The following is a 10271-nucleotide window of genomic DNA, read 5'->3' on the forward strand; positions in this document are numbered from 1 at the left end:
CACTCGGGCGAGTGTCAGGCTTTTAGGGGCGCGGGGAACTGCGCGAGCAACCACGAACCACCTGCACTCGCCAACGCTCCGCAACCAGCCCCCGCAGATGGCTAGTGAGGCGCCCCCCGCCACCCAGAGACGGGCAACGCGAACTTCGCCACAAGCCGATCCGTGAACGAAGCATGATGCAGCCGAGCCAGCCGCACCGGCACAGCCCCCCGCCGCACCTCCACCCGAGCCCCCGGGGGCAACTCGAACGTCCGCCGCCCGTCACACCACAACACCCCCGGAGGAATGTGCGGCAACAACTCCACGGCAAGCACAGAGTTCGGCGAGGTAACCAACGGCTTCGCGAACAACGCGTGCGCGGAGATCGGCACCATCAACAGCGCCTCCACCTCGGGCCACACCACAGGCCCACCGGCAGAGAACGCGTACGCCGTGGACCCGGTGGGCGTGGACAGCACGATCCCGTCACACCCGAACCCGGTCACCGGCCGTCCGTCGATCTCCAGCACGACCTCGAGGAGCTTCTCCGCGCCCGCCTTCTGCACGGCGGCCTCGTTGAGCGCCCAGTCGGTGTGGACGATGTCCCCGTTCCGGTGAACGACGACATCGACGGTCATCCGCTCCTCGACCTCGTACGCCTTGCTCACCACCCGGTCGACAACCTTGTCGAGATCGTCCCGCTCGGCCTCCGCGAGGAACCCGACGCTGCCCAGGTTGACGCCCAGCATCGGCACCCCGGACGCCCGGGCGAACTCGGCGCCCCGCAGCAGCGTCCCGTCACCGCCCAGCACGATGAGCAGCTCGCACCCTTCGAGGCACTGCGGTGTCGCCTCCTTGACGAGCTCCACCTCGGGCGGCAGCGGCAGGTCGGCGGCCTCGTACTCCAGGACGCGCACGCCGATGTCGGAGCGCAGCAGCCCCTTCACCACGAGCTCGGCACTGCGAATGGCCGCGGGCCGCCCGGTGTGGGCGAGCAGGAAAACAGTACGAGCTCGGTTCTGGCTCAACGCGGCCCCTCCGCAACTGCACGGTCGACATCGGCCGGGTCCAGGGCGGGCGCCCCGGCACGCAGCCACAGAAAGTATTCGACATTGCCCGAGGGCCCGGGCAGCGGACTGGCCGTGACCCCGTTCACCCCGAGCCCGAGTTCCGCCGCCTTCGCGGCCACTCCCCGCACGGCCTCCGCCCGCAGCTGCGTGCTCCGTACGACTCCCCCGCTGCCCAGCCGTTCCTTCCCCACCTCGAACTGCGGTTTCACCATCATCACCAGATCGGCGTCCGGCTTCACGCACCGCACCAGGGCGGGCAGTACCAGTCCGAGCGGGATGAAGGACAGATCCCCCACGACAAGATCCACTGGTTCCCCATCGATCGCTTCGAGCGTCAACTCGCGTACGTTCGTACGGTCCTTGACGGTGACGCGTTCATCGCTCTGGAGAGACCACGCGAGTTGGCCGTATCCGACGTCGACGGCGACCACGTGCGCGGCCCCGGCCCGGAGCAGCACATCGGTGAAGCCGCCGGTGGAGGCGCCGGCGTCCAGCGCCCGCCGCCCCTCGACGACCAGCCCCTGCGGCACGAACGCCTGAAGGGCACCCGCGAGCTTGTGCCCACCCCGGGACACGTAGTCGGGATCGCCGTCATCGCTCTGCACCACGATCGCGGCCGCGGTCTCCACCTGGGTGGCGGGCTTGGTCGCGACGGTCTTGCCGACGGTGACCCGCCCCGCCGCGATCAGCTGGCTGGCGTGCTCGCGCGAGCGCGCGAGCTTCCGCCGGACCAGCTCCGCGTCCAGCCGACGGCGTGCGACTCCTGCCACGTTCGGTTCAGCTCCTAGTGCCATACGAGGGTGAGGGCGCCCTCTGGTCGTACGACGGCGAGGGCGCCGGAGGTCCCGGGCGCACGTCGAGCGCGGTCAGCGCGTCGCGCAGCCCCCGGTGTACATCCTCGTACACCTCGATGTGGCCGTTCGTGGCGAGGTGGTCGGCGTCGCCGAGCCGCTCCAGACCGGCGTCGACCTCGGCGTTGCCGGTGGGGGTGCGGGGCACGTGCAGGGGGGCGGGGGCGGCCGGGTCGTGGTCGGGTTCGACCGGGACCTCTTGTGAAGGCTCTGGAACCACGTCGTTCATGCCCAGACGCTACCTCGAACCGTTGGGGTACCGTCGATCGCGATGGCCACGATCGAGGAGTGCCGCGCCGCACTCGAGAAGCTCTCCGACAACATGGGCAACGCCGAAGGTGATGTCGCCACGGCGGCGTCCATGGACCGCTCGGTGAGCTGCCGCATCACTGATCTCGACGTCACCTTCGTCGGCCGGATGACGGGCGGCCGGATCGTGGTGCACGACACCGTGCAGGGCCCTCCGAAGGAGAAGGCGCAGATCCGGCTGACGATGTCCGGCGACGACCTGGTGGCCCTCGTGAACGGCGAGCTGAACTTCGCGAAGGCCTGGGGCTCGGGCCGGGTGAAGCTGGAGGCGGGCCTGAGGGACCTGTTCCAGCTCAGAAAGCTTCTGTAGCGCCCGCCCTGCCGCTGCCGGCCTCCACGCGCGCGCGTGCCTTCCGCGCGGCCGGCACCACCAACGGTGTCCCCGTCTCCGGGTCGTCGATGACCTGGCAGCGCAGCCCGAACACCTCCTCGACCAGCTCGGCCGTGACGATGTCGTTCGGGGCGCCCTCGGCGATGACCTTCCCGCCCTTGAGCGCGATCAGGTGCGTGGCGTAGCGGGCCGCGTGGTTGAGGTCGTGCAGGACCGCGACCAACGTGCGGCCCTGCTCCTCGTGCAGCTCCGCGCAGAGGTCGAGGACGTCGATCTGGTGCTGGATGTCGAGGTAGGTGGTCGGCTCGTCGAGGAGCAGCAGCGGGGTCTGCTGGGCGAGGGCCATGGCGATCCACACCCGCTGCCGCTGACCGCCCGACAGCTCGTCGACGTACCGCTCGGCGAGCTCGGCGACCCCGGTCTGCCGCATGGACTCCTGGACGACCCGCTCGTCCTCGGTGGACCACTGGCGCAGGATGCCCTGGTGCGGGTAGCGGCCGCGGCCGACGAGGTCGGCGACGGTGATCCCGTCCGGCGCGATCGACGACTGCGGAAGCAGGCCCAGGGTGCGGGCGACCTTCTTCGCCGGCATCGACTGGATGACCTGCCCGTCGAGCAGCACCTTGCCCTGGCTCGGCTTCAGCATCCGCGACAGGGCGCGCAGGAGCGTGGACTTGCCGCAGGCGTTGGGGCCGACGATCACCGTGAAGGAGTTGTCGGGTATCTCCACCGACAGCTGCTCGGCGATGACCCGCTGGTCGTAGGCGAGAGTGACGGCGTCGGCGGACAGGCGGTTCACGGTGCTCCTTGTGCTCCTCGGAGTGCTTGGGGTGATTGGGGTGTTCGGCGTGCTCGGGGTGTTCGGCGTGCTCGGCGTGCTCGGCGTGTTCATATCCGGCCCGCCCTGCGCTCGGTGACCAGCAGCCACAGCAGGTACACGCCGCCCAGAACTCCGGTGACCACCCCGACGGGCAGCTGGTCGGCGCCGAAGACCTTCTGCGAGGTCCAGTCCGCCGTGACCAGGAGGGTGGCGCCCATGCACAGGGACGGCAGCAGGTTGGGGCCGGGCGAGCGGGTGAGGCGGCGGGCCAGCTGCGGGGCGGTGAGCGCGACGAAGCTGACCGGACCGGCGGCCGCGGTGGCGGCGGCGGTGAGCAGGACGGCGGCGACGAGCAGCAGCAGCCGTACGCGCTCCACGCGCACGCCCAGGGCATTGGAGACGTCGTCGCCCATCTCCATCATCCTGAGGCCGCGCCCGTTGACGAGGACGAGCGGCACGAGGACGGCGCACAGCCACAGCAGCGGCCACACCTGCGTCCAGTCACGGCCGCTGAGCGAGCCGGTCATCCAGACGACCGCCTGGGACGCCTCGGTGAGCGTGGACCTGGTCAGCAGATAGCCGTTGATCGCGGTGACGATCGCGGAGACACCGATACCGACCAGGACCAGTCGATAACCGTGCATACCCCGCCGCCAGGCGAGCAGATAGATGGCGAACCCGGTCACGAGACCACCCACGAGCGCACCCGTGGTCACCTGCCCCGCGCTCCCGGAGAACAGCACGATCATGGTGAGCGCCCCGGCCGTCGCCCCCTGGCTGAGCCCGAGTACGTCCGGGCTGCCGAGCGGGTTGCGGGAGATGGCCTGGAACAGCGCCCCGCCGAGCCCGAGCGAGGCCCCGACCAGGAGCCCCACGAGCACCCTGGGCAGCCGCAGCTCGTTGACGATGAACTCCTGCCCGGCGTTGCCGTGCCCGAACAGCGTCCTGAGCACGTCCCCGGCCGGGATCGGGTAGTCACCGGTGCCGATCAGCACGACGCTCGCGGTGAGCGCGGCGAGCAGGATCAGGGCGACGACGACGGTGGCCCGCACGTCCAGCCGGACCGAGAGCCCGCCGGGGGTCCTGAGGGCACGGTTGGTCCTCACAGTTGGGCCGTCCTTCGCCGTCGTACCAGAAAGATGAAGACCGGCCCGCCGATGAGCGCGGTGACGATCCCGACCTGGAGCTCCGCGGGCCGGGCGACGACCCGGCCGATCACGTCGGAGCCGAGCAGCAGCACGGGCGACAGGACGGTCGCGTACGGCAGGATCCAGCGCAGGTCGGGGCCGGTGAAGGAGCGCACGACGTGCGGGACCATCAGGCCGACGAACACGATCGGTCCGCAGGCCGCCGTGGCCGCCCCGCACAGCACGGTCGCGGCCAGCATGGCCAGCGCCCGGGTGCGGTTGAGGTTGGCGCCGAGGGCCTTGGCGGTGTCGTCGCCCATCTCCATCGCGTTGAGCGGGCGGGCCAGCGAGAGGGCGAGGAGCGAGCCGGCCGCGAGGAACGGCAGCACCTGGAGGATGGTCGAGGTGCTCGCCGAGGACAGCGAACCGACCGTCCAGAAGCGCATCTTGTTGAGCGCCTGGTCGTCGGTGATCATCACGGCCTGGAGATAGCCGTACAGGGCCGCGCTGATCGCCGTACCGGCCAGGGCGAGCCGGACCGGGGTGGCGCCCCGGCTGCCGCCGAGGAACCAGACCAGCGCGCCGACCGCCGCCGCACCGACGAAGGCGAACCACACATAGCCGCTGAGCGAGGTGACGCCGAAGAAGGTGATCGCCGTGACGACGGCCGCGGACGCGCCCGCGTTGATGCCGAGCAGCCCGGGGTCGGCCAGCGGATTGCGGGTCAGGGCCTGGAGCACGGCCCCGGACAGCCCCAGCGCGGCACCGGCCAGCAGTCCGAGGACCGTCCGCGAGAGCCGGTCGGCCACGACGACGTCCCCGTAGGTCCCGGTGTCGTGGAACAGGCCGTGCCAGACCTCTCCGACGGACAGCCCCTTCGCACCGATCGCGATGCTCGCCACCCCTACGGCCACCAGGACGGCCAGGGAGACGAAGAGCCCAAGAACGCGTATCGCCCGGCGGGTTGGGGGCGCGGGGGCGGTCTCCGCGCGCTGTTCGGGAGGACTGTCGACCAACACGTGGTTAGGTTAGCCTACCCTGCCAACGAGCCACGATCCCGGGCCGGAACGTACCCGGAATCACAGCTCGGCAGCCGCCTCACAGCACGGGAAAGCCGCCCGGGAACTCGCTCACAGCCCCAGCCTCGCCAGCGCCTTCCCCCCGTCCAGCTCGCACACACCCTCCCCGGCCGCCGTCCAGGCCGCCGCGCACAGCGCCCGCAGACCGTCCAGCGCCTCCCCGTCTCCGTCGATTTCCAGCCGCTCCTTCCCGGCCGTCGCCGTCCATCCCCCGCACCGGAAGCCGTCTCCCGCCTCGGTGACCTCGGGCTGGCCGGTGAGCATCCCCCGCAGATCCGCGTCCACATACGTCGGCCGGTGCTGCGGCGGCGCGGCCAGCAGCTGCGCGCCGTCGGTGACACCGGTGAGCACGAGCAGCGAGTCCACCTCGCCGTTGAACGCCCCCTCGATGTCGGTGTCCAGCCGGTCCCCGACCACCAACGGCCGCTCGGCGCCGGTCCGCAGGATCGTCTCCCGGTGCATCGGAGGCAGCGGCTTGCCGGCGACCTGCGGCTCGGCACCGGTCGCGATCCGCACGACCTCGACCGCGGCCCCGTTGCCCGGCGCGATCCCGCGCCCGCTCGGAATCGTCAGATCGGTGTTGGACGCGAACCACGGCACCCCGCGCGCGACCGCGTAACTGGCCTCCGCGAACCGGCCCCAGGGCAGATCCGGCCCCCCGAAGCCCTGCACCACGGCGGCCGGATCGTCGTCCGCAGACTCGACCGGCTCAAGACCCCGCTCCCGCAAGGCCACCCGCAGCCCCTCGCCCCCGATGACGAGCACCCGCGACCCGGCCGGCACCTGCTCACTGATCAGCCGCGCGACCGCCTGCGCGGAGGTGATCACGTCATCGGCCCCGGTCGGTATCCCCAACTCGGTGAGATGCCCGGCGACCGTGTCGGGCGTCCGCAGCGCGTTGTTGGTGACGTAGGCGAGGTGCATTCCCCCCTCACGCGCGGTGGCGAGCGACTCGACGGCATGCGCGATCGCGTTCCCGCCCGCGTACACCACCCCGTCGAGATCGAGCAGCGCGGTGTCGTACGCCTCGCTCAAGGCCCGCTCGGTGCCCTCGGGCTTCGTCCTCACGCGCTGGCTCATTACGTATCGCTCCCGGTTCGACGGCTTTCCCCCGATCATCCCCCATGCCACTGACACCCGTACGATGCCGGGATGAACACAGCAGGTCACCCGGAAGCAACGGCGCGCCGAGGCCTGGAACTCACCCCGTTCCGAGGCCTGCGCTACGACCCCGACCGGGTCGGCAGCCTCGCCGCCGTCACCTCCCCGCCGTACGACGTCGTGGTCCGCCCCGACGGCCTGCACCAGCTCCAGTCCAACGACCCGTACAACATCGTCCGGTTGATCCTCCCGCAGGCGAGGACGCCGGCCGAGCGCAACGCCCAGGCGGCCCGCACCCTGCGCGACTGGCTCGCCGAAGGCATCCTGGCCGCCGACCCCGAACCCGGCCTGTACGTCTACGAGCAGGACGACGGCGCCGGCCTGCTCCAGCGCGGAATCATAGGGACCCTGCGGCTGTCGGAGCCCTCGGAGGGTGTGGTCCTGCCACACGAGGACGTCATGCCCCATGTGGTCGCCGACCGCGCGGCCCTCATGCGCGCCACCTCGGCGAACCTGGAGCCCCTGCTCCTCACCTACCGCGGCAACGGCTCGCGGTCCGCCACGACGACCGTGATCGAGCGCCTGGCCGAGCAGCCCCCACTCCTCGCTACCACCACCGAGGACGGCTACAGCCACCGCCTGTGGTCGATCACCGACCCGGACGAGGTGTCCCGCATCCAGTCGGACCTCGCCCAGCACCAGGCCCTCATCGCCGACGGCCACCACCGCTGGGCGACCTACCGACGTCTACGCGCGGAGCACCCCTCCCCCAGCCCCTGGGACCACGGTCTGGTCCTGCTGGTCGACACGGCCCGCTATCCCCTCCGCGTCCGCGCCATCCACCGCCTCCTGCACGGCGTCCCGGTGGCACAGGCCCTCGCGCCCCTGGAGGGCCTCTTCCGGGTCAGCCGTCTCGAAGTCGGCCTCACGGAGGCCCTCGACACCCTCGCCGACGCGGCCTGCGCGGGCAACGCCTTCCTCCTCGCCGGTGACGGCGCCTTCCACCTCGTGGACCGCCCCGACCCGGACCTCCTGTCCCGCACGATCCCCACGGACCGCCCCACCGCCTGGCGCACCCTGGACGCGACGGTCCTCCACGCCACGCTCCTCGCCCACGTCTGGCACATCCCCGAGGACGACCCCGCCCGCATCGCCTACATCCACGACACGGCCGCCACGGTCGAGAAGGCGGAACGCGACGGAGGCACCGCGGTCCTCATGCACCCGGTCCGCGAAGAGGTCGTCCGCAACCTCGCCCGCCAGGGCGTCACCATGCCCCGCAAGTCGACGTCCTTCGGCCCGAAACCGGCCTCGGGCCTGGTCCTCCGCGCACTGGACGTCTGACACGAGCAAGGGGCGGGATCACCAGGATCCCGCCCCTTGCTCATCGAAGCACGTGTTCGTCAGTCCTTGAGGTCGTCCTCATCGCCGTCGACATCGCCGTCCACGGCCTTCTCGGCACCCTCGGTGTCGTTCCCGGCCGCAGCCTCGCCCTCGGCCTCGCGCTCCCCTTCGCCCTCGGCCTCGGCCTCGTCCTCGTCGAAGGCGTCCACGAACTCGACCCCGTCCATCTCGGCGAGCCGGTCCGAGGCGTCGGTGCTGCCGTCCTTGTCGGACTCCACGGCCTTGGCGAACCACTCACGCGCCTCGTCCTCGCGCCCGGCGGCGAGCAGCGCGTCGGCGTACGCGTACCGCAGTCGCGCGGTCCACGGCTGCACCGAGGCGGAGGCCAGCTCGGGGCTCTGGAGCGTCACGATGGCCGCGTCCAGCTGCCCCATGTCACGCCGGGCACCGGCGGCGACGAGCCGCATCTCGACCTGCCCGGCCTTGTCGAGCTTGTGCACCTCGGGCGCCCCGGCCATGTCCAGCGCCTTCTCCGGCCGCCCGAGCCCACGCTCGCAGTCGGCCATGACGGGCCACAGCTCCACGTTCCCGGTCATCCGCCGCGCGGCCCGGAACTCGGCGAGCGCCTCGCTGTACTTCTGGTTGGCGTACGCCGCGAACCCGGCGGCCTCGCGTACGGCGGCGACCCGCGACGCGAGCCGCAGGGCCACCTTGGAGTAGCCGTACGCCCCCTCGGGGTCCTCGTCGATGAGCCGGGCGACCATCACCAGGTTCTTGGCGACATCCTCCGCGAGCCCCTTAGGCAGACTCTGCAGCTCCTGCCGTACGTCCTTGTCGATCTCGTCGCCCGTGACGTCCTCGGGGATCGGAAGCCGCTTGATCGGCTCGCGGTCCCGGTCACGCTCGTCACGGAAACGTCCGCCACCACGCCGGTCGTCGCCGCCGCGCCGGTCGTCCCGCCCACGGAACCCACCGGGCCGCGCGCCACGGTCGTCCCTACGGGGGCCACCGCCACCGCGCCCGGCGCGGTCGTCCCGACGGTCATCCCTGCGGTCGTCCCTGCGGTCGTCCCGACGATCATCGCGCCGGAAGCCACCGCGGTCGCCACCCCGGCTGTCGTCACGTCGGCCGTAGCCGGCGCCACCCCGGTTGTCATCACGCCGGAAACCACCACGGTCGCCACGGTTGTCGTCGCGCCGGTCGTTGTCGCGACGGAAACCACCGCGGTCCCCGCGGTCGTCGCCACGGCGGTCATCTCGACGGTCGTCACGGCGCGGGTAGCCACCGCCGGCGCTGCCACCCCGGTTGTCGTCCCGACGGAAACCGCCGCGATCCCCACGGTCACCGCGGTCACCACGGTCGTCCCGGCGGAAGCCGCGGTCCCGGTCATCACCACGAGGTCCACGGTCGCGGTCGTCCCGCCGGGCGTAGCCGGCGCCGCCACCACGGTTGTCGTCCCGACGGAAGCCACCACGGTCACGGTCATCGCGGCGGTCGTCACGGCGTGCGTAGCCACCGCCACGGTTCTCGTCCCGGCGCTCTACGCGCTCGCCCCGCTCGCCCCGGTCACCGCGGTCGTCGCGGCGGAAGGCGGGACGGTCACCGTCGCGACGGAAGCCGCCACGGTCACGGTCGTCGCGGCGCGGTCCGGCCGGTCGTTCGTCACGGCGGAACGCGGGGCGAGGCCCACGGTCCCCGTCACGACGGTCATCGCGTCGGTCATCACGTCGGTCGTCGCGACGTCCGTAGCCACCGCCGGCGCTGCCGCGGTTGTCGTCCCGACGGAAGCCACCGCGATCCCCACGGTCACCGCGGTTGTCGCGGTCACCGCGGTTGTCGTCACGTCGGTCGTCGCGGCGGCCGTAGCCACCACCGCCGTGGCTGCCCCCGCGGTCATTGCCACCGCGGTCGTCGCGGCGGAAGGCGGGTCGGTCACCGTCGCGACGGAAGCCGCCACGGTCACCTCGGTAGCCGCGATCGCCACGGTCACCACTGTCCCGTCGCCGCTGGTCGCGCTCCGGTCGGTCGTCGGGAGAGTTGGTGGACATGGGTGACTCCTGTCTTCGGTACCGCAAGCATTCTAAAAACAAAAGGACCCCTGGTCCCAGCTGAACGCTGGGACCAGGGGTCCTCCAAAGATTGTTCGGCGGTGTCCTACTCTCCCACAGGGTCCCCCCTGCAGTACCATCGGCGCTGTAAGGCTTAGCTTCCGGGTTCGGAATGTAACCGGGCGTTTCCCTCACGCTATGACCACCGAAAC

12 protein-coding genes and 1 rRNA gene are annotated in these 10271 nt (G+C 71.4%); 2 read left to right on the top strand and 11 right to left on the bottom strand.

Annotation, left to right across the window (positions count from 1 at the left end):
• Positions 1-101 precede the first annotated feature (101 nt).
• From H295_RS0132060 to H295_RS0132070, 3 genes are read right to left on the bottom strand one after another with little or no spacing between them, the layout of a single operon-like run.
• Positions 102-1007 (bottom strand): NAD kinase, encoded by a 906-nt coding sequence (locus tag H295_RS0132060; protein WP_020139442.1) that lies wholly within the window; start codon positions 1005-1007, stop codon positions 102-104.
• On the bottom strand, positions 1004-1819 hold the full coding sequence (locus tag H295_RS0132065; RefSeq protein ID WP_020139443.1) for a TlyA family RNA methyltransferase: 816 nt from the start codon (positions 1817-1819) through the stop codon (positions 1004-1006). Before H295_RS0132065 ends, H295_RS0132060 begins: the two co-directional genes overlap by 4 nt.
• A 7-nt stretch (positions 1820-1826) precedes the next feature.
• Complete coding sequence (locus H295_RS0132070; RefSeq protein WP_020139444.1) at positions 1827-2129, bottom strand: hypothetical protein; 303 nt, start codon at positions 2127-2129, stop codon at positions 1827-1829.
• Between the two features lie 42 nt (positions 2130-2171).
• Here H295_RS0132070 and H295_RS0132075 point away from each other — a divergent pair, with 42 nt between their 5' ends.
• The gene (locus H295_RS0132075) at positions 2172-2519 is read left to right on the top strand and encodes an SCP2 sterol-binding domain-containing protein (RefSeq protein ID WP_020139445.1); all 348 of its coding nucleotides are present in this window, start codon (positions 2172-2174) and stop codon (positions 2517-2519) included.
• Here the strand turns inward: H295_RS0132075 and H295_RS0132080 are convergent.
• The 4 genes from H295_RS0132080 to H295_RS0132100 all read right to left on the bottom strand — a co-directional run bounded on the left by H295_RS0132080 (position 2503) and on the right by H295_RS0132100 (position 6646).
• Complete coding sequence (locus tag H295_RS0132080; RefSeq protein ID WP_020139446.1) at positions 2503-3339, bottom strand: ABC transporter ATP-binding protein; 837 nt, start codon at positions 3337-3339, stop codon at positions 2503-2505. The two genes, H295_RS0132075 and H295_RS0132080, sit on opposite strands and share 17 nt — an antisense overlap.
• A gap of 89 nt (positions 3340-3428) precedes the next feature.
• Positions 3429-4466 (bottom strand): FecCD family ABC transporter permease, encoded by a 1038-nt coding sequence (locus H295_RS0132090; RefSeq protein WP_020139448.1) that lies wholly within the window; start codon positions 4464-4466, stop codon positions 3429-3431.
• Positions 4463-5506 (bottom strand): FecCD family ABC transporter permease, encoded by a 1044-nt coding sequence (locus H295_RS0132095; protein WP_028809937.1) that lies wholly within the window; start codon positions 5504-5506, stop codon positions 4463-4465. Before H295_RS0132095 ends, H295_RS0132090 begins: the two co-directional genes overlap by 4 nt.
• A gap of 111 nt (positions 5507-5617) precedes the next feature.
• Positions 5618-6646, bottom strand: coding sequence for an HAD hydrolase-like protein (locus H295_RS0132100; RefSeq protein WP_028809938.1), 1029 nt, complete (start codon positions 6644-6646; stop codon positions 5618-5620).
• Between the two features lie 72 nt (positions 6647-6718).
• On the opposite strand from H295_RS0132100, the gene H295_RS0132105 reads away from it, so the two are divergent.
• Entirely contained in the window at positions 6719-8011 is a 1293-nt protein-coding gene (locus H295_RS0132105; RefSeq protein ID WP_020139451.1) for a DUF1015 domain-containing protein, read from the top strand.
• Between the two features lie 59 nt (positions 8012-8070).
• On the opposite strand, the gene H295_RS47600 is transcribed toward H295_RS0132105, so the two are convergent.
• The 4 genes from H295_RS47600 to rrf all read right to left on the bottom strand — a co-directional run bounded on the left by H295_RS47600 (position 8071) and on the right by rrf (position 10269).
• Positions 8071-8775: a tetratricopeptide repeat protein gene (locus H295_RS47600; protein WP_020139452.1), complete on the bottom strand. Its 705-nt coding sequence runs from the start codon at positions 8773-8775 to the stop codon at positions 8071-8073.
• On the bottom strand, positions 8775-9527 hold the full coding sequence (locus H295_RS48475; RefSeq protein ID WP_267974099.1) for a hypothetical protein: 753 nt from the start codon (positions 9525-9527) through the stop codon (positions 8775-8777). Before H295_RS48475 ends, H295_RS47600 begins: the two co-directional genes overlap by 1 nt.
• A 24-nt stretch (positions 9528-9551) precedes the next feature.
• A complete protein-coding gene (locus H295_RS48115; RefSeq protein WP_267974100.1) occupies positions 9552-9995 on the bottom strand; it encodes a hypothetical protein in 444 nt (147 codons plus the stop codon).
• Between the two features lie 157 nt (positions 9996-10152).
• Positions 10153-10269: ribosomal RNA gene (gene rrf / locus H295_RS0132120) — 5S ribosomal RNA — on the bottom strand.
• Between the last annotated feature and the right edge of the window lie 2 nt (positions 10270-10271).

Source organism: Streptomyces sp. 351MFTsu5.1, assembly GCF_000383655.1.
Taxonomy (GTDB): domain Bacteria; phylum Actinomycetota; class Actinomycetes; order Streptomycetales; family Streptomycetaceae; genus Streptomyces; species Streptomyces griseorubiginosus.

What these genes read in the sequence shown, in the direction of transcription:
- H295_RS0132070 (WP_020139444.1), bottom strand. Translation starts at nt 2,129, where the DNA reads ATGAACGACGTGGTTCCAGAGCCTTCACAAGAGGTCCCGGTCGAACCC.
- H295_RS47600 (WP_020139452.1), bottom strand. Translation starts at nt 8,775, where the DNA reads ATGGTCGCCCGGCTCATCGACGAGGACCCCGAGGGGGCGTACGGCTAC.
- H295_RS0132105 (WP_020139451.1), top strand. Translation starts at nt 6,719, where the DNA reads ATGAACACAGCAGGTCACCCGGAAGCAACGGCGCGCCGAGGCCTGGAA.
- H295_RS0132075 (WP_020139445.1), top strand. Translation starts at nt 2,172, where the DNA reads ATGGCCACGATCGAGGAGTGCCGCGCCGCACTCGAGAAGCTCTCCGAC.
- H295_RS0132100 (WP_028809938.1), bottom strand. Translation starts at nt 6,646, where the DNA reads ATGAGCCAGCGCGTGAGGACGAAGCCCGAGGGCACCGAGCGGGCCTTG.